Source organism: Micrococcus sp. GPGPB33 (assembly GCF_037853785.1).
In the GTDB taxonomy this organism is placed as follows: Bacteria; Actinomycetota; Actinomycetes; order Actinomycetales; family Micrococcaceae; genus Micrococcus; species Micrococcus luteus.
In genome coordinates this window covers 1,135,931-1,158,513 of the sequence record NZ_JAQMWO010000002.1, presented here as the reverse complement: position 1 = coordinate 1,158,513, position 22,583 = coordinate 1,135,931, and the positions used below count along the sequence as shown (strand labels likewise).

General features: G+C 74.5%; 19 protein-coding genes. 11 read left to right on the top strand and 8 right to left on the bottom strand.

Annotated elements, in window-relative coordinates; all coding sequences use genetic code 11:
• Positions 1-31: 31 nt before the first annotated feature.
• Both POD19_RS05550 and POD19_RS05545 read left to right on the top strand, forming a co-directional pair.
• On the top strand, positions 32-1,870 hold the full coding sequence (locus POD19_RS05550) for an ABC transporter ATP-binding protein (RefSeq protein WP_101966072.1): 1,839 nt from the start codon (positions 32-34) through the stop codon (positions 1,868-1,870).
• The gene (locus tag POD19_RS05545) at positions 1,867-3,732 is read left to right on the top strand and encodes an ABC transporter ATP-binding protein (RefSeq protein WP_101966071.1); all 1,866 of its coding nucleotides are present in this window, start codon (positions 1,867-1,869) and stop codon (positions 3,730-3,732) included. Before POD19_RS05550 ends, POD19_RS05545 begins: the two co-directional genes overlap by 4 nt.
• 65 nt (positions 3,733-3,797) lie before the next feature.
• On the opposite strand, the gene POD19_RS05540 is transcribed toward POD19_RS05545, so the two are convergent.
• Both POD19_RS05540 and purD read right to left on the bottom strand, forming a co-directional pair.
• A complete protein-coding gene (locus POD19_RS05540; RefSeq protein WP_044658867.1) occupies positions 3,798-4,745 on the bottom strand; it encodes a phosphoribosylaminoimidazolesuccinocarboxamide synthase in 948 nt (315 codons plus the stop codon).
• Positions 4,742-6,031, bottom strand: a complete 1,290-nt coding sequence (gene purD, locus POD19_RS05535; RefSeq protein WP_049146825.1) for a phosphoribosylamine--glycine ligase — start codon at positions 6,029-6,031, stop codon at positions 4,742-4,744. Before purD ends, POD19_RS05540 begins: the two co-directional genes overlap by 4 nt.
• A 62-nt stretch (positions 6,032-6,093) precedes the next feature.
• On the opposite strand from purD, the gene POD19_RS05530 reads away from it, so the two are divergent.
• Complete coding sequence (locus POD19_RS05530; protein WP_020624424.1) at positions 6,094-6,363, top strand: hypothetical protein; 270 nt, start codon at positions 6,094-6,096, stop codon at positions 6,361-6,363.
• 42 nt (positions 6,364-6,405) lie between these two features.
• Here POD19_RS05530 and POD19_RS05525 read toward each other — a convergent pair whose 3' ends face one another.
• Complete coding sequence (locus tag POD19_RS05525) at positions 6,406-7,035, bottom strand: response regulator (protein WP_060973807.1); 630 nt, start codon at positions 7,033-7,035, stop codon at positions 6,406-6,408.
• On the bottom strand, positions 7,032-8,402 hold the full coding sequence (locus tag POD19_RS05520; RefSeq protein ID WP_336637441.1) for a sensor histidine kinase: 1,371 nt from the start codon (positions 8,400-8,402) through the stop codon (positions 7,032-7,034). Before POD19_RS05520 ends, POD19_RS05525 begins: the two co-directional genes overlap by 4 nt.
• A gap of 202 nt (positions 8,403-8,604) precedes the next feature.
• Between POD19_RS05520 and POD19_RS05515 the strand changes: the two genes are divergently transcribed.
• The 7 genes from POD19_RS05515 to purM all read left to right on the top strand — a co-directional run bounded on the left by POD19_RS05515 (position 8,605) and on the right by purM (position 15,642).
• Positions 8,605-9,756 (top strand): ABC transporter permease, encoded by a 1,152-nt coding sequence (locus tag POD19_RS05515; RefSeq protein ID WP_049146829.1) that lies wholly within the window; start codon positions 8,605-8,607, stop codon positions 9,754-9,756.
• 80 nt (positions 9,757-9,836) lie between these two features.
• Entirely contained in the window at positions 9,837-10,634 is a 798-nt protein-coding gene (locus tag POD19_RS05510; protein WP_041103971.1) for an ABC transporter ATP-binding protein, read from the top strand.
• Positions 10,635-10,715: 81 nt separating this feature from the next.
• Positions 10,716-11,789, top strand: a complete 1,074-nt coding sequence (locus tag POD19_RS05505; RefSeq protein ID WP_036314255.1) for an asparaginase — start codon at positions 10,716-10,718, stop codon at positions 11,787-11,789.
• Positions 11,786-12,187: a sterol carrier family protein gene (locus tag POD19_RS05500; RefSeq protein ID WP_036314253.1), complete on the top strand. Its 402-nt coding sequence runs from the start codon at positions 11,786-11,788 to the stop codon at positions 12,185-12,187. Before POD19_RS05505 ends, POD19_RS05500 begins: the two co-directional genes overlap by 4 nt.
• A 283-nt stretch (positions 12,188-12,470) precedes the next feature.
• Positions 12,471-12,878 carry a hypothetical protein gene (locus POD19_RS05495; RefSeq protein WP_036314251.1) on the top strand — a complete coding sequence of 136 codons (408 nt, stop codon included), beginning with the start codon at positions 12,471-12,473 and terminating at the stop codon, positions 12,876-12,878.
• Entirely contained in the window at positions 12,875-14,488 is a 1,614-nt protein-coding gene (gene purF / locus POD19_RS05490; protein ID WP_340309365.1) for an amidophosphoribosyltransferase, read from the top strand. The genes POD19_RS05495 and purF overlap by 4 nt, the downstream gene beginning before the upstream one ends.
• Entirely contained in the window at positions 14,485-15,642 is a 1,158-nt protein-coding gene (purM, locus tag POD19_RS05485; protein ID WP_136939931.1) for a phosphoribosylformylglycinamidine cyclo-ligase, read from the top strand. Before purF ends, purM begins: the two co-directional genes overlap by 4 nt.
• A gap of 67 nt (positions 15,643-15,709) precedes the next feature.
• On the opposite strand, the gene POD19_RS05480 is transcribed toward purM, so the two are convergent.
• The 3 genes from POD19_RS05480 to POD19_RS05470 form a co-directional block, all read right to left on the bottom strand.
• Positions 15,710-16,699, bottom strand: coding sequence for a hypothetical protein (locus tag POD19_RS05480; RefSeq protein WP_136939932.1), 990 nt, complete (start codon positions 16,697-16,699; stop codon positions 15,710-15,712).
• A gap of 198 nt (positions 16,700-16,897) precedes the next feature.
• Positions 16,898-17,842 (bottom strand): Sir2 family NAD-dependent protein deacetylase, encoded by a 945-nt coding sequence (locus POD19_RS05475; RefSeq protein WP_036314243.1) that lies wholly within the window; start codon positions 17,840-17,842, stop codon positions 16,898-16,900.
• The gene (locus POD19_RS05470; protein ID WP_036314242.1) at positions 17,839-18,045 is read right to left on the bottom strand and encodes a DUF3073 domain-containing protein; all 207 of its coding nucleotides are present in this window, start codon (positions 18,043-18,045) and stop codon (positions 17,839-17,841) included. The genes POD19_RS05475 and POD19_RS05470 overlap by 4 nt, the downstream gene beginning before the upstream one ends.
• A gap of 294 nt (positions 18,046-18,339) precedes the next feature.
• Between POD19_RS05470 and POD19_RS05465 the strand changes: the two genes are divergently transcribed.
• A complete protein-coding gene (locus tag POD19_RS05465) occupies positions 18,340-19,758 on the top strand; it encodes a M20/M25/M40 family metallo-hydrolase (RefSeq protein WP_240756370.1) in 1,419 nt (472 codons plus the stop codon).
• A gap of 127 nt (positions 19,759-19,885) precedes the next feature.
• Here the strand turns inward: POD19_RS05465 and clpB are convergent, their stop codons facing one another.
• Positions 19,886-22,480, bottom strand: coding sequence for an ATP-dependent chaperone ClpB (gene clpB, locus POD19_RS05460; protein WP_144818517.1), 2,595 nt, complete (start codon positions 22,478-22,480; stop codon positions 19,886-19,888).
• Positions 22,481-22,583: the final 103 nt, after the last annotated feature.

The following is a 22,583-nucleotide window of genomic DNA, read 5'->3' as shown; positions in this document are numbered from 1 at the left end:
CCGTCCGCGGCCGCGGGTACAGTGGAGCCCCGTGACCCGCGCCACCTCTCCCGCCGCCTCGTCCCTGCGTGACGCCCTGGGCGGGATCGCACCGTACCTCGAGGGCGTGCGGGCGCGCTGGGTGCTCGGGCTCGCCTCGGCCACGGCGGCGGGCCTCGTGGCCCTGGCCATCCCGCAGGTCATCCACCTGCTCGTGGACACCGTGTTCACGCAGACTGTGCTCGCCGGGCCCTCCTCCCCCGACTCCCGCGCGGACGTGTGGCGGGCCGCCGGCCTGCTCACCGTGCTCGGCCTCGCCGAGGCCGCGTTCATCGGCCTGCGCCGGTACTTCATCCTCCCGCCGGCCGCCGGGGTGGAGAACCGGGCGCGCATCGCCCTGTTCGAACGGCTCCAGCGCCTGCCGGTGGCGTTCCACGACGCGTGGCCCTCGGGGCAGCTGCTCTCCCGGGCCCAGGGCGACCTCTCGCTGCTGCGGCGGTGGATCGCGTTCGGCTCGGTCATGCTCGTGGTGGACGTGGTGACCATCGCCGTCGGCCTCGTCCTGCTGTTCCTGCTGTCCTGGCAGCTGGCCCTGCTCTACCTCGCCGCGGCCGTGCCGATCATGTGGGCGTCGTTCGGGTTCCGCAACGACTTCCGCGCCGCGTCCCGGCTCTCCCAGGACCAGGCCGGGGACCTCGCCACGTCCGTCGAGGAGTCGGTGCACGGCATCCGCGTCCTCAAGGCGTTCGGCCGCGGCGCGCACGCCCTCGACGGCTTCCGCGGGCGCGCCCGCACGCTGCAGGGCACCGAGGTGCACAAGGCCTCGGTGCTGGCCCGGTTCATCGCGCTCATCGTGGCCCTGCCGGAGACGGTGCTGGGCCTGGGCCTCGCCCTGGGCCTGTGGCTCGTGGCGACCGGGGAGCTGACGGTGGGCGCGCTCGCCGCCTACTTCGCCACCGCGGCCGTGCTGGCCGGGCCGGTCGAGTCGGTGGGCCAGCTGATGGGCATGACGCTCTCGGCCCGCACGGCGATCGACCGCCACGTGGACGTCCTCGCCACGCCCGTGGACATCGCCTCGCCCACCGGGGAGGCCGCCGTCGTGCCCCCGGCCACCGGCGCGCTCGCGTTCCGCGGGGTGCGCTTCCGCTGGCCGGACGCGGACCCGGGGCGCGGGGAGCGCGACCTGCTCGACGGCGTCGACCTCGAGCTGGTGCCCGGCGAGACGATGGCCCTGGTCGGCGCGACCGGCGCCGGCAAGTCGACGCTGCTGCAGCTGGTCCCCCGGCTGCTCGACGTCACGGCGGGCTCCGTCTGCGTGGACGGGATGGACGTGCGCCGGATGCCGCTCGAGGAGCTGCGCCGGCGGGTGTCCGTGGCATTCGAGGACGCCACGCTGTTCTCCGCGACCATCCGGCAGAACGTGCTGCTCGGCGCCCCGGCGGACGTGCTCGCGGACGGCCTCCACTCCCCCGCGGCGGACGCCCTGCTCGACCTCGCGCTCGAGACCGCGCAGGCGGGCTTCGTGGCGGACCTGGCGGACGGCGTCGAGACCGAGATCGGCGAGGAGGGCCTCAGCCTCTCCGGCGGACAGCGCCAGCGGATCGCCCTCGCCCGCGCGATCGCGGCACGCCCGGACGTGCTCGTGCTGGACGACCCCCTCTCCGCCCTCGACGTGCGCACCGAGGAGGCCGTGACCGCGCGCCTGCGCGAGGTCCTCGACGGGACGACCACCCTGATCATGGCGCACCGTCCCTCCACCGTGGCCCTCGCGGACCGGGTCGCGGTGCTGGCGGACGGGCGGATCGAGGACGTGGGGACGCACCCCGAACTGCTGGCCCGCAGCGCCGTGTACCGGCACATCATCTCGAGCCGACCGGAGGAGCAGGCATGAGCGCCGCCGACGTGAGCCGCGTGCGCGGCGTGGGGGCCGAAGAGGACCTCGACTACACCCGCGCGGAGCGCCGCCACATCCGGCGCCGATCCTTCCGCCTGCTCGGCGAGCTCGCGCGGCCGGTCCGGGGGACGCTGCTGCTCACCGTGGTCTTCGTGCTCGTGTCCAACGCGGCGCGGGCGGCCGGGCCGCTGATCATCGCCTGGGCGATCGACGCGGAGCTGCCGCGCGTCGTCGAGGCCGTGCGGGCCGGCGAATCCGTCTGGCCCATCCTCGTCCCCGTGGGCGGGGCGTACGTGGCGGCGGCCCTCATCTCCGGCGGCCTCCTGGGGGCGTACACGTGGCTCACCGCGCGGGCGAGCCAGGCCATGCTGCTGAGCCTGCGGCTGCGCGTGTTCCGGCACACGCAGCGGCTGAGCCTCGGCTTCCACGAGCGGTACACGTCCGGGCGGGTGATCTCGCGGCAGACCTCGGACCTGGAGGCGCTGCGGGAGCTGCTGGACCAGGGCGTGTCCTCGCTCGTGTCCGGGCTGATGTTCATGTCGTTCACCGCGGCGTCCATCCTGCTGCTGGACCCGCCGTCGTTCCTCGTGCTGCTGGGCGCGGCCGTGCCGGTGGCGATCGTGACGCGCTGGTACCAGGTGCGGTCCGAGGAGGCGTACCGGCGGTCACGGGTGTCCTCGGCGCGGTCGATCGTGCACTTCGTGGAGACCATGACCGGCATCCGCGCGGTCCAGGCCTTCCGGCGGGAACGGGACAACGACGCGCGGTACCGCGACTTGGCCACGGCCTACCGGGACGACATGGTGGCCACGCTCAACCTGTTCGGCATCCTGCAGCCGGTGCTCGTGGCGACGGGCAACCTGACGGTGGCGGCGCTGCTCGTGACCGGGGGCCTGCGCGTCCTCGACGGCGACCTCGAGGTGGGGGTGCTCGTGGCGCTCCTGCTGGCCGGACGGCGCGTGTTCCAGCCCATGGAGATGGTGGCGATGTTCTACTCGTCGCTGCAGTCCGCGACGGCGGCGCTCGAGAAGGTCTCCGGCCTGCTCGAGGAGGAGCCCACCGTGGTGGAGGCCGCCGAGCCCACGCCGCTGCCCGGGGCCGACGCTCCGGGGACGGGCGTGGCGTCCGGGCGGGTGGAGTTCCGGGACGCGGTGTTCAGCTACGGACCGGACCGGGTGGTGCTGCCGGAGTTCGACCTCGTGATCCCGGCCGGGCAGACCGTGGCCGTGGTGGGCCAGACGGGTGCGGGCAAGTCGACGCTGGCCAAGCTCATCGCCCGGTTCTACGACGTCTCTGCCGGCTCGCTGACGCTGGACGGGGTGGAGCTGCGCGAGCTCAGCCAGGCGGATCTGCGGCGCAACGTGGTGATGGTGACCCAGGAGGCGTTCCTGTTCTCCGGGTCGATCGCGGAGAACATCGCCCTCGGCCGGCCCGACGCCACCGAGGCCGAGATCCAGGCGGCCGCCCGGGCGGTGGGGGCGCACGACTTCATCCTGGGGCTGCCCGAGGGCTACGCGACCGACGTCGCCAAGCGCGGCGGGCGGCTGAGCGCGGGACAGCGGCAGCTCGTGTCGTTCGCGCGGGCGTTCCTCGCGGACCCCGCCGTGCTGATCCTGGACGAGGCGACGTCGTCGCTGGACCTGCCGAGCGAGCGACTCGTGCAGGCCGGGCTGGAGCGGCTGTTGGGGAACCGGACGGCACTGATCATCGCCCACCGGCTCAGCACCGTCGAGACCGCCGACCGGGTGCTCGTGATGCACGACGGCCGGATTGTCGAGGACGGCAGCCCCGCCGAGCTGGTGGCGGCCGACGGGCGGTTCGCGGCGCTGCACCGGGCCTGGGAGGACTCGCTCGCCTGACGGGTGGCGCGCCCGACGCGCTTTCGAACGTGGCAGAGGGCCTACCCCACGTTCGAAAGTCCGGGTCAGGCGTCGAAGGGGCGGCCCGTCAGGCGCTCGTACGCCTCCACGTAGCGGTCGCGGGTCTTGGCCACGACGTCGGCGGGCAGCGCCGGCGGGGCCTCCCCGCTGGTCTTGTCCCAACCGGAGTCGGGGCCCGTGAGCCAGTCGCGGACGAACTGCTTGTCGAAGCTCGCCTGGGGGCGGCCGGGCTCGTAGTCCTCGGCGTCCCAGAACCGGGAGGAGTCCGGGGTGAGGACCTCGTCGCCCAGCACCACCTGGCCGGTGGCAGGGTCCACACCGAACTCGACCTTCGTGTCCGCCAGGATGATGCCGGCCTCGCGGGCGATCGCCTCGGCGCGGGCGTACAGGTCCAGGGTGAGGAACCGCAGGCGCTCGGCGGCCTCGGTGCCCACGCGCTCGACCATCTGCTCGAACGTGATGTTCTCGTCGTGCTCGCCGACCTCGGCCTTCGCGGACGGCGTGAAGATCGGCGGGTCGACCCGCGAGCCGTCCACGAGCCCGGCGGGCAGCGGCAGGCCGGCCACCGTGCCCGACGCGCGGTACTCGGCCAGGCCGGAGCCGGTCAGGTAGCCGCGGGCGATGCACTCCACGGGGAACATGTCCAGGCGCTTGACGATCATCGCCCGCCCGGCCACGGCCGCGGGCACGTCCGTGCTCACCACGTGGTGCTCGACCGGCTCGGCGTGGGCCCCGTTGTAGCCCTCGGCCAGCTTCTCGAACCACCACAGGGTCAACCGGGTGAGGATGGCGCCCTTGTCCGGGATCGGCGGCTCCAGCACGTGGTCGTAGGCGCTGATCCGGTCGGAGGCCACCACGAGCAGCGTCGCGGACCGCCCCGGCTCGGCGTCAGCGGGCTCGTACAGGTCCCGCACCTTGCCCGAGTAGACGTGCCGCCAGCCCGGCAGCTCGAGGGCCTCGGCCCCCGTGAACCCCACGCGCTCCCCGCTCACTTCGCTCCCTCCGTCCCCGGCACGGTGATCTCGCCGCGCTCGGCCTTGAGTCCGATGTCCGTGCGCCACTGGGCGCCGTCGAACCGGATGCGCTCGACGCCCGCGTAGGCGCGCTCGCGCGCTTGGGCCAGGTCCGCCCCGCGCCCGACGACGGCCAGCACCCGGCCGCCCGCCGTCACCACGTCCTCACCGGACACCGCGGTGCCCGCGTGGATCACGTGCACGCCCTCGAGGCCGGCCGCGTCGGCCAGCCCGGTGATCACGTCGCCCGTCGAGGAGGAGGCCGGGTAGCCGGCCGAGGCCATGACCACGTCCACGGCGACGTCGTCGCTCCACTCGAGTCGACGGTCCGCGCCGAGCCGGCCGGCCGCGGCGTCGGCGAGCAGCCCGCCCAGGGGCGTCTCGAGGCGGGCGAGCACGGCCTGGGTCTCGGGGTCGCCGAAGCGCACGTTGAACTCGATGACCTCCACGCCCTCGGCGGTCACGGCCAGGCCGCAGAACAGCACGCCCGTGAACGGGGTGCCGCGGCGGGCCATCTCGGCGAGCACGGGGCGGGCCACGCGGTCCATGACCTCGTCCGTGAAGCCCTCGGGCAGCCACGGCAGCGGCGTGTACGCGCCCATGCCGCCGGTGTTGGGGCCGGCGTCGCCGTCGTGGATGCGCTTGAAGTCCTGGGCGGGGGTGAGGGCGACGGCGGCCTCGCCGTCGCAGATCACGAAGAGGGAGACCTCGGGGCCGTCCAGGAAGTCCTCGATCACCACGGTGCCGCCGGCGGCGAAGCAGGCCTCGGCGTGGGCGAGGGCCTCGGCGCGGTCGGAGGTGACCACGACGCCCTTGCCCGCGGCCAGACCGTCGTCCTTGACGACGTGCGGGGCGCCGAACTCGTCGAGGGCGGCGGCGGCCTCCGCGGCGGTGGTGCACACGCGGGAGCCGGCGGTGGGCACGCCCGCGGCGGCCATGACCTCCTTGGCGAAGGCCTTGGACGCCTCGAGCTGCGCGGCGGCCTGCGAGGGGCCGAACACGGCGAACCCGGCCTCGCGCAGGGCGTCGGAGACGCCGGCGGCCAGCGGGGCCTCGGGTCCGACGACGACGAGGTCGGCCCCCAGCTCGCGCGCGAGCTCCACGACGGCGGCCGGGTTGGTGGCCTCGACGGCGTGGAGGGTGGCGAGGTCGGCCATGCCGGCGTTGCCGGGCGCCGCGTGGAGGGCGCTGACCTGCGGATCACGGGAGAGGGCGGTGAGCAGCGCGTGTTCGCGGCCGCCGTTGCCGAGCACAAGGGTCTTCACGAGCCTCAAGCCTACGCGGTGGCCCTGGCCCGGCCCGGCCCGTGGCCCCTACGGTGGAGCGCATGACGATGCCTCCCCTCCACCACGGTCAGCCCGGCGACGACGGCGACCCCCGTGACCCCCGCCACCGGCCCGGCGCGGGGCTGGGACCCGGGCTGCGCTCGGCCTGGACGTTCGTCGGCGTGATGTTCACGTGCGCCCTGATCGTCTTCTGGACGCTGCGGGGGCTCGGCGTCCAGCGCGGCGACCTCAGCCTGCCCGCCGCGCTCGGCGTGCTGGCGCTGGCCGCCGTCGCCGCGGCGGTGATCACCCGGTACGTGCGGCGCCGCTGAGCAGGGCTGGGCCCTCCAGGGCCGGCCGCCCCGGCCTGTCCGTCAGCGGATGATGCGCCGTCGCCGGGCCTCGTCGACGGCGCGCGTGCGGTTGTCCACCCCGAGCTTCTGGAAGATGTGCACCAGGTGCGTCTTCACGGTGGCCTCGGAGATGAACAGCTCCTTCGCGGCCACCTTGTTCGTGGCGCCCCGCGCGATCAGCTCGAGCAGCTGGATCTCCCGCTCGGACAGCACCTCGGAGCCGCCGGACATGCGCCCCATCAGCGTGGCCGCGACCTGCGGGGCCAGCGCCTTGCGCCCCGCCGCCGCCTGCCGCACCGCCGAGGCGATCTCCTCGCTCGGGGCGTCCTTGAGCAGGTAGCCGGCAGCGCCCGCGTTCACGGCCGCGAGGATGTCCGCCTCCGTGTCGAAGGTCGTCAGGATCAGCACCTGCACCCCCGGCCACCGCTCCCGCACCGCGCGGGTGGCGGTCACGCCGTCCATCCCCGCGCCCATCTGCAGGTCCATCAGCACGACGTCCACCGCGGGCTCGCCCGCCTCCAGGACGCCGATCGCCTCCGCCCCGTCGGCGGCCTCGGCCACCACGGTCAGGTCCGGGTGCGCCTCGACGACGGCCCGCACCCCCGCCCGGACCACGGGGTGGTCGTCCACCAGCATCACGCGCACGCTCATGCGGTCTCCTCGCTCTCGGTCTGCTCGGGATCAGCGCTCCGGCCGGCCCCGGCGGCGACCAGCGGCACCCGCAGCGCCACCACGGTGCCCTCGCCGGGGGCCGACTCGACGGTGGCCTCGCCGCCCACCGCCGCGAGGCGCTCGCGCACGCTCGCCAGTCCCACGCCGGTCCCCACCCCCGGGTCGGCACCGGCGGCTCCGGCCCGGGCGCGGGCCGCGACGACGGCCGGGTCGAACCCCGCGCCGTCGTCGGCCACGTCCACCGTCAGCTCGTCGCCGAGGTAGCCCAGCGTGACGCGGGCGCGATGGGCGCCCGCGTGGGCGCCGACGTTCGCCAGGGAGGCCTGCACGGCTCGCAGCACGGCGGTCTCCACGGCCTCGGCGACCGCGACCGGCTCGCCCACGACCTCGACGTCCGCGGCCACGGGTGTCCCGGCGGCGGCCTGCCGGTCGGCGAACCCGGTGACCGCTCGTTCGAGCGCCTCGATGAGGGACGGTGCCCCGGTGCCGCGCAGGTCGCGGACGAAGCGGCGGGACTCGGCGAGGTTCTCGGCGGCCGTGGCGCGCACGGTCTCCATGCGCTGCCGGGCGAGGGCGGGGTCGGCGGCGTCGAGCGCGTCCTGGGCCGCGCGCGAGACCAGCACGATCGAGGCCAGCCCCTGGGTGAGGGTGTCGTGGATCTCGCGGGCGAGCCGCTCCCGCTCGGCGCTCACCCCCGCCCGGTGCTCGGTGCGCGCGAGCTCGGCCTGCGCGGCGCGCAGCTGCTCGGCCACGGCACGCTGGCGCTCGGACTCGGCGTGCAGGGCGCGGTACGCCCCGGAGAGCACCACGGCCACGGCGGCGCCCACCAGCGGACCAATGACGGCCGGCACCCGCACGCCGCCGGCGCCCGCCGCCATCCCGGCCACCACGACGACGGCCATCGCCACCACCAGCGCGGGCCCGACCACGTGGCGCACCCAGGCCTGCCGGGCCACCCGGTCGACCACGTGCAGGACGACGAAGAAGAGGGGGAAGGCGACCCACGCGAAGTCGCCGTGGTGGGCCACGAGCAGGCCCCACAGCAGCAGCACCAGGGCCAGCCAGGCGACCGCCGGACCGCGGCCGACGTTGTCGCCCCGGGCCCACCGGCGCCGCTCCAGCACGGTCCCGGCCAGGTAGACGCCCGCCAGCGCGGCGGTCAGCAGCACCAGGGTGGTGGCCGGGAACGGACCGGAGGACGCCTCCGGGGACCGGTCCGCGAGCGCGCGCGCCAGCCCCACGGTGAGCAGCGCGGCGAACGTGACGTGCAGGGCCACGCGCAGGCCGGCGAGCACGGCAGTGGTGCCGGTCTCGGTGGGCGCGGCGGCGCGGGGTGCGACGGACATGGCTCCACCCTAGGGCGCACCCCGGACGCGACGACGGCCCGCGGCCCCGGGGCCGCGCCGCCCCGGGGCCGCGCCGCCCCGTCGCCGGAATCAACCATTCGGTTGACCGGGTCCAGCCGCCGCGGGCGATGTGGCGACCCCTGCCCGCGCGAGACCGTGGAGGCAACCTCAGGACAGACCTCTCCAGGAAAGGACGCGCCCCGTGTTCCTCGCACTCCGCGACCTCCGCTTCGCCACCGGACGGTTCGCCCTCATGGGCTCCGTGGTGGCCCTCATCAGCCTGCTGCTCGTCATGCTCTCCGGCCTCACGGCCGGCCTGGGCGGGCAGAACACCGCCGCGATCGACCGCCTCGGCGAGCAGGGCGTGCAGCGTCTGGTCTTCGGCGGCGCGGCGGGCCAGGAGCCCACCGCGTCGTTCACCCAGTCCGAGTTCACCGTGGCCCAGCGCGACGCGTGGGCGGCCACGGACGGCGTGGCCTCCGTCGAGCCGCTCGGTGTGAGCCAGGGCCGGGCCATCGGCCTCGAGCACCCCGTGGACACGGACCCGCAGGGCCGCGCGGACGTGTCCGGCGAGCCCACCACCGGCGTGGCCACCACCGCGTTCATCGGTCTCACCCCGGGCGGCTCCGACGCGCCGGCCGGCGTCGAGCCCGGGCAGATCGTGCTCAGCCAGGACGTGGCCGACTCCCTCCACGCGCAGGAGGGTGACGCCGTCGCGGTCTCCGGCTTCGTCTACACCGTGGCCGACGTCGTGCCGACCGAGTACTACTCCCACTCCCCCGTGACGTGGCTGGCGCTCGAGGACTGGAACGCCATCTCGCACACCGCCGACGACGCGGTGCTCGGCACCGCCGGCCTGGTGCGCTTCGACGCCGGCGCCGACGTCGACGCCGTGGCCGCCGCCGGTGACGACGCCGCGGGCACCGTCGCCGAGACCGTGAAGGGCTCCTACGCCGCCCTGCCCAGCTACCGGTCCGAGAACGGCTCCCTGATGACCATGCAGGGCTTCCTGTACGGCATCTCGGCGCTCGTGGTGATCGCGTTCCTGTCCATCTGGACGGTGCAGCGCACCCGCGACATCGCGGTGCTCAAGGCCCTCGGCGGCTCGAACGGCTGGGTGCTGAAGGACTCGCTCGCGCAGGCCGCGTTCGTGCTCGTCGGGGGCGTGGCCGTGGGCACCGGGCTGGCCGCCGTGGTCGGCGCGTTCGCGGGGCGGGCCGTCCCGTTCGAGCTCTCGTGGGCCACCACCGCGGTGCCCGCCGCCGGGGTCCTCGTGCTCGGCATGCTCGCCGCCGTCGTCGCGGTCTACCGCGTCACCCGGATCGACCCGCTGGTCGCCCTCGGCGGCAACTGACCGCCTCCGACGACGGCGCCGCCCGGCGCCGTCGTCCCCCTCGGCTCCGCCTCGCCCCCGCCTGGAGAAAGGACCTCCCCATGACCACCCTCACCGCCCCGCAGGCCGACCTCGACGCCCTCCGCACCCCGGCCGCCGCGGCCGCCCACCGCGTCGCCGGCGAGCGCCCCGCCGCCGCGGCCGACGCCACCCCCGCGCTGTCCGTGCGCGACCTCGTGCTGGAGTACCCGGACGGCGAGCGCGGCGTGCTGCGCGCCCTGGACGAGGTGAGCCTGGACCTGCTCCCCGGCACGTTCACCGCGATGGTCGGCCCGTCCGGCTCGGGCAAGTCCTCCCTGCTGGCGGTGGCCGCGGGCCTGGTGACGCCCACCTCCGGCTGCGTGTCCGTGGCCGGCCGCGAGATGGCCGGGCTGTCCCGGAAGGAGCGCACCGCGCTGCGCGGCCAGGAGATCGGCATGATCTTCCAGCAGCCCAACCTCATCCCGTCCCTCACGGCGGCCGAGCAGCTGGAGCTGACCGTGCACCTGGACCGTGACGCCACCCGCGCCGACCGCAGGGCCGCCAAGGCGCGGGCCCTGGAGCTGCTCGAGCGTGTGGACCTGGCCGACCAGGCCGGCAAGCGCCCGCACCAGCTCTCGGGCGGTCAGCGGCAGCGCGTGAACATCGTGCGCGCGCTGATGGCCTCGCCGACGCTGCTGCTCGTGGACGAGCCCACCTCCGCGCTGGACCGCGAGCGCTCGGCCGCCGTCGTGGACCTGCTGGGCACGCTGACCCGCGAGGAGCAGGTGGCGACGCTCATGGTCACGCACGACCACGAGTTCCTCTCCGCCACGGACCGCACCCTGACCATGGTGGACGGGCGGCTCTCCGCGGAGTGAGCCGGTGATGCCGCCGGACCTGACCCGGCCCACCGGCCCCGGACGCCCGGCGCGTCCGGGGCCCTCGCTACCCTGGACCGCATGACCCACGCCACCGTCGCCCCCACGGGCGAGACCTTCGCCCTGTCCGATGCCGTCGAGCTCGTGGAGACCGTCCGCAACGGCTTCGTCGAGTCCCGCACGGCGGGCGCCGCCGTCGTGACCGGCCCCGACGGGCGGGTGCTGGCCGCCCTCGGCCCCGCAGACGCGCTGATCTACCCGCGCTCCACGCTGAAGCCGTTCCAGGCCATCGCGTCGCTGCGCCACGGGGCGGCGCTGGAGGGCGAGGCCCTGTCCATCGCGTGCGGCTCGCACCGGGGCACGCTCCGGCACCAGGCGCTGGCCGAGCGCATGCTCGCGGACGCCGGCCTCGACGCGTCCGCCCTGCAGTGCCCGCCGGCCTGGCCCGCGGACACCTCCGAGGTGGTCGCCCAGGTCCGCCGCGACGGCGAGGCCGCCGCCGCCACCCCGCTGGCCTTCAACTGCTCCGGCAAGCACGCCGGCTTCCTCGCGGCCTGCGCGGCGTCCGGGCACGACGTCGCCACGTACCTCGACCCGGCGCACCCGCTGCAGCGCGAGGTGGACGCGGTGATCGCCGAGTACTGCGGCGAGCCGGTGGCCCACACCGGTGTGGACGGCTGTGGCGCCCCGGCCGCCGTCATCTCGCTGGCGGGCCTGGCCCGCGGCATCGGGCGGGTCGCCGCGGCGCCCGGCCGCGCCGACGCGGATCCGCACGCGGCCGCCGTCGCCACGGCGATGCTCGAGCACCCGTGGGCCGTCCACGGGGAGACGAGCTCCAACACCGTGGTGATGCGCGAGCTCGGCCTGCTCGCCAAGGTGGGCGCGGACGGCGTCCTCGTCATGGCCGCGCCGGACGGCACGGCCGTGGCCGTCAAGGCGCTCGACGGCGGCACGCGGGCCGGCGACCTGGTCGCGCTCGCGCTGCTGGCCCGGTTCGCCCCGGACCACGTGGACCGGGCGACGCTGCCGGGCGTGCTGGCCGCCGTCGTGCCCCCGGTGCTCGGCCGGGGCGAGCCGGTCGGCGAGATCCGCCTGGCCGCGCCGGTGCGGGACCTCGTGGGGGACGTCCTGCCGGCCTTCGAGGCGCGGGCGTGACCACCGGCTCCGTCCCGCGCCGCCGGGTGCCTGTCGTCGAGGGCCACGCGGCGCTGCTGGCGTGGGCACGCGCCCACGAGGAGGACCCCGCGGCGGCCGCCGCGCTGCCGCGCCCCACGCGGGCGACGGCGGTGCGCTTCGCGCTCGAGGAGCTGGCGACCCGCGTGCCCGGGAACTCGGTGGAGGTGCGCGTGCCGCCCTTCGGCGTCGCCCAGTGCCTCCCCGGGCCCCGGCACACACGCGGCACCCCGCCCAACGTCGTGGAGATGGACGCCGTGACATGGCTGTCCCTGGCCACGGGGCTGACGACCTGGGAGGACGCGACGGCGGCCGGCGGCGTGCGCGCCTCGGGCGTGCGGGCCGACCTCGGCGCGCACCTGCCGCTCGTGCGGCCGTGAGCGAGGGGTGTCCGGCAGTCCTCTCGGCGACACCGACCGTTCGAACGTCGGCACCGTTCCTCGTCGCAGGATGCAGCTCTGCCGGCCCCACCCCGGACACCGCGGCGACGGCACAGCTCGACCGTACCCGCGGGCAGGTCGTGCTCCCGCTGGAGGAATGCCAGGCCACGGTCGACGAGCTCACCGTCACGCAGCGCGCCGGCCAGAGCGTGCTCCGGGACTGCCTCCACCGCCGCGGGCACCCGGGACTGGCCCCAGCGGCCGACTCGATAGACTGGCGCGCATGACCTCCGCCCCCGAGCCGACCCCCGATCAGCGCGCCTACACCGTCCGTCGCGCCCCGCGGCTGACCGCGGTGCTCGCGGTGGCGCTCGCGCTCGGCCTGCTGATCGCCCTCGTGATCACCACCGCGGTCCATGCCTCCCCCACCCCGCCCGCGGACCCGTACTCCGGCATCCCGCTCTCCTTCTCGGAGACGTTCGGCTTCGCATCGCTGCTGAGCATGCTCGGCACGAGCGTGCTCGGACTGCTCGTGTGGCTGCTGCTGGACCGCCGCTCCCGGTCGACCGCGCGCACCGTGGTCCTCGAGCGCACCGACGACCCGGCCATGGCGGACGTCCGCCTGGACCGCGTGGACGCGGGTGCCCCGCCCGCCCGCGCCACCCCCACCGAAAGGACCCCCGAGCAGTGATCGCACCGCGCACCCGACGAGGCGACGGCCGCCTGACCGCCGCCCTCGACCCCCAGGACCAGGGGCCGCAGGACGAATGCGGCGTGTTCGGCGTGTGGGCGCCGGGAGAGGAGGTCGCGAAGCTGGCCTACTACGGCCTGTACGCCCTCCAGCACCGCGGCCAGGAGTCCGCGGGCATCGCCGTCTCGGACGGCGGGCGCATCGCCGTCTACAAGGACATCGGCCTGGTCTCCCAGGTGTTCGACGAGGCCACCCTGACCGCGCTGAGCGGCCACATCGCCGTCGGCCACTGCCGCTACTCCACCACCGGCGTGAACAAGTGGGCCAACGCCCAGCCCACCCTGGGCGCCACCGCCGACGACGGCACGGTCGCCCTGGCGCACAACGGCAACCTCGTGAACTCCGCGGAGCTGCTGCGCATGGTGCACGCCGCGGACGGCCGCCACACCCACGGTGAGATGAAGCAGGGCAACACCACGGACACCGCTCTGGTCACGGCCCTGCTGCACGGGGCCCCCGGGGACCGCCTCGAGGAGACCGCCCTCGAGCTGCTGCCGAAGATCCGCGGCGCCTACTGCTTCGTGTTCATGGACGAGCACACCCTCTACGCCGCCCGCGACCCGCAGGGTGTGCGCCCGCTCGTGCTCGGCCGCCTCGAGCGGGGCTGGGTGGTGGCCTCCGAGCAGTCGGCCCTCGCCACCGTCGGCGCCTCCTTCATTCGGGAGGTCGAGCCCGGCGAGATGATCGCGATCGACGAGGAGGGCATCCGCTCCACCCGCTTCGCCGAGTCCAAGCCGGCCGGCTGCGTGTTCGAGTACGTCTACCTCGCCCGGCCGGACGCCACGATCGCCGGGCGCTCCGTGTACGAGTCCCGCGTGGAGATGGGCCGCCGCCTCGCGCTCGAGCAGCCGGTCGAGGCCGACGTCGTGATCCCCGTGCCCGAGTCCGGCACGCCCGCCGCCATGGGCTACGCGGACGCCTCGGGCCTGCCGTTCCGCCAGGGGTTCGTGAAGAACGCGTACGTGGGCCGCACCTTCATCCAGCCGTCCCAGACGCTGCGCCAGCTCGGCATCCGCCTCAAGCTCAACGTCGAGTCCACCGTGGTGGCCGGCAAGCGCGTCGTGGTGGTGGACGACTCGATCGTGCGGGGCAACACCCAGCGCGCCGTCGTGCGGATGCTCAAGGAGGCCGGCGCCGCCGAGGTGCACGTGAAGATCTCCTCCCCGCCCGTGAAGTGGCCCTGCTTCTACGGCATCGACTTCGCCACCCGCGCCGAGCTCATCGCCAACGGCGCCGCGGTGGACCAGATCGCCGCGTCCATCGGCGCCGACTCGCTGGCCTACATCAGCGAGGACGGCATGATCGAGGCCACCGGGCAGCCGCGCGAGCGCCTGTGCACCGCCTGCTTCACCGGCGACTACCCGATCCCGCTGGCCGACGAGGGCGAGCGCGGCAAGGGCCTGCTGGAGCCGGTCGCCGTGTCGCCCGCGTCCACCGTGGTGCTGGACGAGGGCGGCGAGACCACCACCGTGACCGCCACGGGCTGCGAGCCCGGCCCGGACGCCGACGACGAGAAGCTGCTCACCGAGACGGACAGGACCCCGCTGTGACCCCGAACCAGACCCCCTCCTCCGCCGCCCCGATCACCTACGCCTCGGCCGGCGTCGACGTGGAGGCCGGCGACCGCGCCGTCGAGCTGATGAAGGACGCCGTGAAGGCCACCCACACCCCCGAGGTCATGGGCGGCATCGGCGGCTTCGCCGGCATGTGGGACGCCTCCGCGCTGCTGCAGTACCGCAAGCCGCTGCTGACCACGTCCACGGACGGCGTCGGCACCAAGGTGGCGATCGCACAGGCGATGGACAAGCACGACACCATCGGCCAGGACCTCGTGGGCATGGTCGTGGACGACATCGTGGTGGTCGGCGCCCAGCCCTTGTTCATGACCGACTACATCGCGTGCGGCAAGGTCGTGCCCGAGCGCATCGCGGACATCGTGCGCGGCGTGGCCGAGGGCTGCCGCCTGGCCGACACCGCGCTCGTGGGCGGCGAGACCGCCGAGCACCCGGGCCTGCTGGCCGTGGACGAGTACGACGTGGCGGGCGCGGCCACCGGCGTGGTCGAGGCGGACATGGTCCTGGGCGCGGAGCGGGTGCAGTCCGGCGACGTCGTGATCGGCATGGCCTCCTCCGGCATCCACTCGAATGGCTACTCGCTCGTGCGCCGGGTGGTGAACGCCGCGGGCTGGTCCCTCGACCGCGAGGTCACCGAGCTCGGCTGCACCCTCGGCGAGGAGCTGCTCGTGCCGACCCGCATCTACTCCCGCGCCTGCCTCGACCTGGTGCAGCGCCTCAACGGCCACGACGGCGGCTCGGACCTGCCGGTGCGCGCGTTCAGCCACGTGACCGGCGGCGGCCTGGCCGCGAACCTGGCGCGCGTGCTCCCGCAGGGCCTCATGGCGACCGTCGAGCGCGACACCTGGTCCCTGCCGCCCGTGTTCCGCCTGGTGGGCGAGCTCGGCCGCGTTCCGCAGTCCGACCTCGAGCGCACCCTCAACCTCGGCGTGGGCATGGTGGCCGTGGTGGACCCGGAGGTGGCCGCGAAGTCGATCTCCGTGCTCATGGACGCCGGCATCGACGCGTGGGAGATGGGCACCATCGGCGCCCTCACCGACGACGCGGCGGCCGCGGGCCTGGACTTCGTGCAGGGCGCCAAGGGCGTCGACGGCGGCGCGGTGCTGATGCGCGGCCAGTACGCCGCCTGACCCCCACGGGGCGTTTTCGTTCGGGAAACGGCGGGCACCGGGGCGTTTTCGTTCGGGAAACGGCGGTTCACGACGCGAACACCCGCCCGCCGAGCCGGGCCCGGTGCGTCTGCACCTCGGCGACGACGCGCCGGAAGTCGTCCCGTGCGTCGTCCACCGTGGCCCAGATCTGCGTCCAGCCCGCGCGCGCCCAGCCCTCGTCTCGCCACGCGTCCACGGCGACCTGTGCCGGGTCGAGGTGGTGACCGCCGTCGTAGTGGACCACCACGCGCCACTGCCGCCACCCCAGATCCGCGTCCGGCGACCGGGCCCGGCCCGGGTGCAGCACCAGCTGGAGCTCCGGCTCGGGCAGGCCGGCGTGGACCAGGGCCAGCCGCAGGGCTGTCTCCTGCGGGGAATCCGCGCCCACCCGCACCAGCTCGAGTGCGGCACGGGCGGTGCGCACTCCCTTGAACCGTCCGGCACGCAGGAGCGCGGACCGCAGGGCCGCCGTCGTGGTCCGTGGTGAGCGACGCCCCTCCGGCGACCACGGCCGATGGATGAGGGCGTCCCCGGCCGCCACGACGGGCTCGAGCATGCCTGGACGAAGCAGCGCGGCCAGATCCGCCCAGGATCGCTCCAGGCTCGTCAGGCGGATCCCGTGGAGGGCTGTGACGTCCGCGGCTGGGACGAGGCGGGCATGCGAGGTGATCTCTGGGCGGATGCTCGCCCCGCGCGGGTGTGGCCGTGACACGTGCACCGTGCCGTCCTCCGCCAGGAACGGCGGCAGCGGCACGCGGTGCAGGAGCAGCGCTGTGAGGTGGGAGGCCACTCCCCCGCTCGCCTCCACGATCGCGGCCGTCTCCTCCGGCGCGAAGGGAGCGGGCGCCTCGGCGTAGCCGAGATCCGCCCACGAGCCGAGGTGGTCAGACCGGAGCCGATGGACCCCATGCGTCACGCGCCGCACGTCACCGCCGCGGACCAGTCGCTCCGAGACCCCGGCCGCGCGCAGGTCGCCACGGGTGAACGGCCGGCCGGTCTCGACGATGTCCGGCAGGGGCAGGGAAGACGTGGCCATGCCCGTGACGATGGCTCAACCCGGCCTATCCCGCCCGCTCAGGAGCACCCACCGTGGACGACGACGCCGGCGGCGCCACCTGTGCAGGAGTCGTGCGTGGCCCCGGGCCACCCGGTGTCCACACCCCCGGCGCCCGCCGTTTCCCGAACGAAAACACCCCGGCGCCCGCCGTTTCCCGAACGAAAACGTGGGTGGGGGTCAGAGGCGGGCGTCGAGCCAAGCCAGCGCGTCGGCGACCGGGGCGCGCCAGCGCCAGCGGGCCTTGGCGTCGGCGCGGGTGGGGCCGAGGTTGATCAGCCCCGTCTCATGCCCGGCCCGCTCGGCCCGCAGCACGAACCGGTAGCCGCTCATCACGGCCAGCGAGGTGCCGACGGCGAGCACCGTGCCGCCGTCGTCGGCCATCGCCTCCGCGGCCGCGCGCCGCGCCGGGGGCACGGACTCGCCGAAGTACACGACGTCCGGCTTGAGCTTCACGGAGCCGCACACCCGGCAGCCGACCATCGTGAACTCCTCCACCCAGTGCTGGTCGAGGGAGACGTCCCCGTCGGGGTTCACGGCGTCCGGGTCGATCGCCACGCGCTCGAGGTAGCCCGGGTTGGCGGCCTCGAGCCGCAGGTCCAGGTCACGGCGGGACTCGGTGGCCCCGCAGTTCAGGCAGGCCACGCGCGCCAGGTCCCCGTGGAGCTCGATCAGCCGGTCCTCCGGCATCCCCGCCGCGCGTCCGGCCTCGGCGTGCAGCCCGTCCACGTTCTGGGTCAGGACGCCGGCGATCCGCCCCTCGGCCGCCCAGCGCGCGAGGATGCGGTGCGCCTCGTTCGGGCGGGCCTGGTCCATGCGGCGCCAGCCCACGAACGAGCGCGCCCAGTAGCGGTGGCGGGCGGCCGGGTCGTCCCGGAACTCCTGGTACGTCATCGGCCGGTGGCGGTGCAGGGACCCGTTCGGCCCCCGGTAGTCCGGGATGCCGGAGTCCGTGGACACGCCGGCCCCGGTGATCACGAGCGGGCGGGACTCCTCCATCAGACGCAGCAGACCTCGAGACGCCGTCTCGGGGTCCTGCAGCGGTGCTGTCTCATCCACCACCCTGGCGATCGACCGCAGGGCGGCCTGATGCCCGTCCAGGGCCGGATGCCGTGCGGGCGTCATCGCGCCCGCGCGTCGTCGTCCTCGTCCTCCGCGTAGAGGTCCGCGTACGGATCCTCGTACTCGGGCTCCTGGTCCTGCTCCGGGCCGCGCGTGCGTCCGCCCGTGAGCTCTCGCTCCAGTGCCGAGAGGTCTGTTCCGGGAGAGAAGTACTTCATCTCCCGTGCCTGCTTCGTGGCCTTCGCCTTCTGACGGCCGCGCCCCATGAGCGTGACCCCCTTCGCATCTCTCGCCGCCTCGGATCTGTGGCGCACAGGGGCCCGCCGAGGTCTTCACTGGTCAATATGGTTCGTGCGGACAAGGATACATGACCCGCCGGACGGCCTGTGGACGACGACGACCGGCCCGGTCCGGCGGGGCGTGCAGTGGCGCCGGGTGCGGCGCGGGCGGCCGCGACACGCGCGGCATCCGGCTGGACGGGCGTGACACGCACCCTGTACGGACGCTGGACGAGCGGCTAGGTTGCGTACGTCACATCCGCCCCGACGATGAGGATGCCCATGCGCCGCACCCCCACCCTGCTGGCCGCCGCCACCCTGGCCGCCACGCTCGCCGCCGCCCCCGTCTCGATCGCCGCCCCGTCCTCCCCGGCCGCCCCGGCGAAGGCCACCGCAGCCACCGCGCAGACCGCCGACCGGGGCCTGGGCCCCGGCCAGAACCGTGCCGGCGGCAACCCGAACTCACCGGAGAAGCTGGTCCGATCCATCTCCTCGGACCACCTCCGCCAGGACATCGAGGCGTTCGCGGCCATCGCGGACGAGCACGGCAACCGCGCCGCGGGCACGCCGGGCTTCCAGGCCTCGCTCGACTACGCCGTGGGCGAGCTCGAGGAGGCCGGCTACGACGTCGAGCTCCAGGAGTTCGAGATCACCTACACCGAGACCCTGCGGGACCGGCTTCAGCAAACCGGACCCGTCCAGCGCGACCTCGAGCACACCGTCTTCACGTCCTCGCCGTCAGCGCAGGTCACCGACGCCCCGCTCGCCGCCCCCGCCGGCGCCGCCACCGGCTGCGCCGACGCGGACTGGGCCGACGCGGACCTGACCGGCAGCGTCGCCCTGGTCTCCCGGGGCGACTGCACCTTCGCCCAGAAGTCCCAGGTCGCGGCCGCCTCCGGTGCCGAGGCCGTCATCATCTACAACAACGCCGAGGGCGCGCTGAACGGCACCCTGGGCGCCGCGCCGGGCGACGTCGTCGGGACCGTGGGCGTGACCCGCGAGCTGGGCGCCGATCTGCTGGCCCAGACCCGCGCCGGCGGCGCCACCGTCACCCTGGACCTCGAGCAGCTTGTGGAGCAGCGGCCCACCTGGAACGTGCTGGCGGAGACGCGCACGGGCAGCGACGACGACGTCGTGATGCTCGGCGCCCACCTGGACGGCGTGCCGGAGGGCCCGGGCATCCACGACAACGCCTCGGGCGTCGCGGCGACCCTCGAGGTCGCGCGCCAGGCCGCCAAGGCCAACAAGGCCGAGAGCAAGGTCCGCTTCGCCCTGTGGGGTGCCGAGGAGATCGGCCTGCTGGGCTCGCACCACTACGTGGACACCCTGACCGCCGCGGAGCGCGAGGACATCATCCTCTACACCAACCTGGACATGGTGGCCCCGCTGGACCACCAGAACACGCTCGGCGTGCTCACGGCCGACTGGTCGATCGGTGCTGAGTCCCTGCTCGGCGCGCAGCTCGACCGCGACGGCCACGGGCACCAGCCCGAGGGCAGCAACGGCCGCTCGGACTACGCGCCGTTCGTGGACGCGGGCATCGCCTCGACGGGCCTGCTCTCGATCCGCGACGACAACTACCACACGCCCCAGGACGACATCGACAACGTCTCCATCACCACGCTGACCCACACGGCCCGCGCGGTGGCGAACCTGATCGGCACCCTCCAGCAGGACGCCGACGCCCTCGGCACCCGCTGACCCGAGGCGTCCGCCCGTCTCGCAGATGCCGTCGGGGGCGGTTTCGGGTGGTATCCAGGCCGGATACCACCCGAAACCGCCCCCGACGCGCCAGAGGGAGGAGGAACACGGTCCGTCGGTCCCGGCGTCAGCCCTTCCGGGTCACGGTGAGGCCGTTCTCGCCCTCGACACGGTCCACGACCACGGTGTCCCCGTCCGCGATCTCCCCGGCGAGGATGCCGCGGGCCAGGCGGTCGCCGATCTCGCGCTGCACCAGGCGGCGCAGGGGCCGGGCGCCGTAGGCCGGGTCGAACCCGGTCGCGGCGAGCCACGCCTTGGCGGCGTCGGACACCTCGAGGGTGAGGCGGCGGTCCGTCAGGCGCGCCTGCAGGGACTCGACCTGCAGGTCCACGATCCGCGTCAGCTCGGCCACGGTGAGCGCGTCGAACTGCACGATCTCGTCCAGGCGGTTGAGGAACTCGGGCTTGAACGCCCCGCGCACCACGGACATCACGGACTCGCGCTTGGCGGCCTCGTCCAGGGTCGGGTCCACGAGGAACTGCGAGCCCAGGTTCGAGGTGAGGATCAGGATCACGTTGCGGAAGTCCACGGTGCGGCCCTGGCCGTCGGTGAGGCGGCCGTCGTCGAGCACCTGGAGCAGGATGTCGAAGACCTCGGGGTGGGCCTTCTCCACCTCGTCCAGCAGCACCACCGAGTACGGGCGACGCCGCACGGCCTCCGTGAGCTGGCCGCCCTCGTCGTAGCCGACGTAGCCCGGAGGGGCGCCGACCAGGCGGGAGACGGAGTGCTTCTCCGCGTACTCGGACATGTCGATCCGCACCATGGCGCGCTCGTCGTCGAAGAGGAACTCCGCGAGCGCCTTGGCCAGCTCGGTCTTGCCCACGCCCGTGGGGCCCAGGAACAGGAACGAGCCCGTGGGCCGGTTCGGGTCCGCGATGCCGGCCCGCGAGCGGCGCACCGCGTCCGCGACGGCGACGACGGCGTCCCGCTGCCCGATCAGCCGCTCGCCGAGGTGCTCCTCCATGGTGAGCAGCTTCTCGGACTCGGCGGTGAGCATGCGCCCGGCGGGGATGCCGGTCCAGGCGGAGACCACCTCGGCGATGTCGTCCGCCGTGACCTCCTCGGAGACCATCGGCTCGGTGGCCGAGCGGTCGGCCTCGCGGGCGGCGCGGTCCGCCTCCTCGAGCTGCTTCTCCAGCGCGGGGATCTCGCCGTACAGCAGGCGGGAGGCCTCGGCGAGGTCGCCGTCGCGTTGGGCCTTCTCGGCGAGCGAACGCAGCTCGTCCACCTTGGCGCGCAGGTCGCCGGCCTGGTTGAGGGTGGCCTTCTCCGCGTCCCAGCGGGCGGTGAGGGCGGTGAGCTCCTCCTCGCGGTCCGCCTTCTCCGCGCGCAGGGCGTCGAGCCGCTCGATGGACGCGGGGTCCGTCTCGCCTTCGAGGGCGAGCTCCTCCATGGTCAGGCGGTCCACCTGGCGGCGCAGGACGTCGATCTCCTCCGGGGCGGAGTCGATCTCCATGCGCAGGCGTGAGGCGGCCTCGTCCACGAGGTCGATGGCCTTGTCCGGCAGCTGGCGGCCGGTGATGTACCGGTGGGACAGCGTGGCCGCGGCCACGAGCGCGGAGTCGGCGATGGCCACCTTGTGGTGGGCCTCGTAGCGCTCCTTGAGCCCGCGCAGGATGGCGATCGTGTCGTCCACGCTGGGCTCGCCCACGAAGACCTGCTGGAAGCGGCGCTCCAGGGCGGGGTCCTTCTCGATGTTCTCGCGGTACTCGTCCAAGGTGGTCGCGCCGATCAGGCGCAGCTCGCCGCGGGCCAGCATGGGCTTGAGCATGTTGCCGGCGTCCATGGCGCCCTCGGACGCGCCCGCGCCCACGACGGTGTGGATCTCGTCGATGAACGTGACGACCTGCCCCTCGGCGGCCTTGATCTCCTCGAGGACGGCCTTCAGGCGCTCCTCGAACTCGCCGCGGTACTTGGCGCCGGCGACCATGGCGCCCAGGTCCAGGCTGATCAGCGTCTTGCCGCGCAGGGACTCGGGGACGTCCCCGGCCACCATCCGCTGGGCCAGGCCCTCGACGACGGCGGTCTTGCCGACGCCGGGCTCGCCGATGAGCACGGGGTTGTTCTTGGTGCGGCGCGAGAGCACCTGCACCACGCGGCGGATCTCGGCGTCGCGGCCGATCACCGGGTCGAGCTTGCCGGAGCGGGCGACCTCCGTGAGGTCCGTGCCGTACTTCTCCAGGGACTGGAAGGTGTTCTCCGGGTCCTGGGTGGTGACGCGCGAGTCGCCGCGCACCTGGGTCAGGGCGGCGGCGAGCGCCTCGAGGCTCGCCCCGTTCGAGCGCAGTGCCTCACCGGCCTCGCCCGGATCCGCGGCCACGCCGAGCAGCAGGTGCTCGGTGGAGACGAACTGGTCCGAGCGCTGCTCGGCCTGGGTGCGCGCGTTCTGCACGACCTGCAGGGCGGCGCGCGAGAGCTGCGCCTGGGCCACCGTGCTGCCCTGGGTGGAGGGCAGGCGCCGGATGGCCGAGGAGGCCGCCGTGGAGACGGCGTCGGGGTCGGCCCCGGCGGCCTTGAGGACGGCCACGGCGACGGAATCCCGCTGGTCCATCAGGGCCTTCAGCAGGTGGGCCGGCTCGATCTGGGGGTTGCCGGCGGTGGAGGCGTTCATGGCCGCGGCCGAGAGCGCCTCCTGGCTCTTGGTGGTGAACTTGGCATCCATGTGCGCCTCGCTCCTTCTCTCCCCCGTGTCCCGGGGGTGTCGGACAACCGTCGACGGCGGGCCATTCCCACCGCCGAGACAAAGTTGAGTCTATGTAGCTCAA

Bases quoted from the DNA above. Each gene is read 5' to 3' on its own strand.
- POD19_RS05545 (WP_101966071.1), top strand. From the start codon at position 1,867: ATGAGCGCCGCCGACGTGAGCCGCGTGCGCGGCGTGGGGGCCGAAGAG.
- POD19_RS05530 (WP_020624424.1), top strand. From the start codon at position 6,094: ATGACGATGCCTCCCCTCCACCACGGTCAGCCCGGCGACGACGGCGAC.
- POD19_RS05525 (WP_060973807.1), bottom strand. From the start codon at position 7,035: ATGAGCGTGCGCGTGATGCTGGTGGACGACCACCCCGTGGTCCGGGCG.
- POD19_RS05520 (WP_336637441.1), bottom strand. From the start codon at position 8,402: ATGTCCGTCGCACCCCGCGCCGCCGCGCCCACCGAGACCGGCACCACT.
- POD19_RS05510 (WP_041103971.1), top strand. From the start codon at position 9,837: ATGACCACCCTCACCGCCCCGCAGGCCGACCTCGACGCCCTCCGCACC.
- POD19_RS05505 (WP_036314255.1), top strand. From the start codon at position 10,716: ATGACCCACGCCACCGTCGCCCCCACGGGCGAGACCTTCGCCCTGTCC.
- POD19_RS05495 (WP_036314251.1), top strand. From the start codon at position 12,471: ATGACCTCCGCCCCCGAGCCGACCCCCGATCAGCGCGCCTACACCGTC.
- POD19_RS05480 (WP_136939932.1), bottom strand. From the start codon at position 16,699: ATGGCCACGTCTTCCCTGCCCCTGCCGGACATCGTCGAGACCGGCCGG.
- POD19_RS05475 (WP_036314243.1), bottom strand. From the start codon at position 17,842: ATGACGCCCGCACGGCATCCGGCCCTGGACGGGCATCAGGCCGCCCTG.
- POD19_RS05470 (WP_036314242.1), bottom strand. From the start codon at position 18,045: ATGGGGCGCGGCCGTCAGAAGGCGAAGGCCACGAAGCAGGCACGGGAG.
- POD19_RS05465 (WP_240756370.1), top strand. From the start codon at position 18,340: ATGCGCCGCACCCCCACCCTGCTGGCCGCCGCCACCCTGGCCGCCACG.
- clpB (WP_144818517.1), bottom strand. From the start codon at position 22,480: ATGGATGCCAAGTTCACCACCAAGAGCCAGGAGGCGCTCTCGGCCGCG.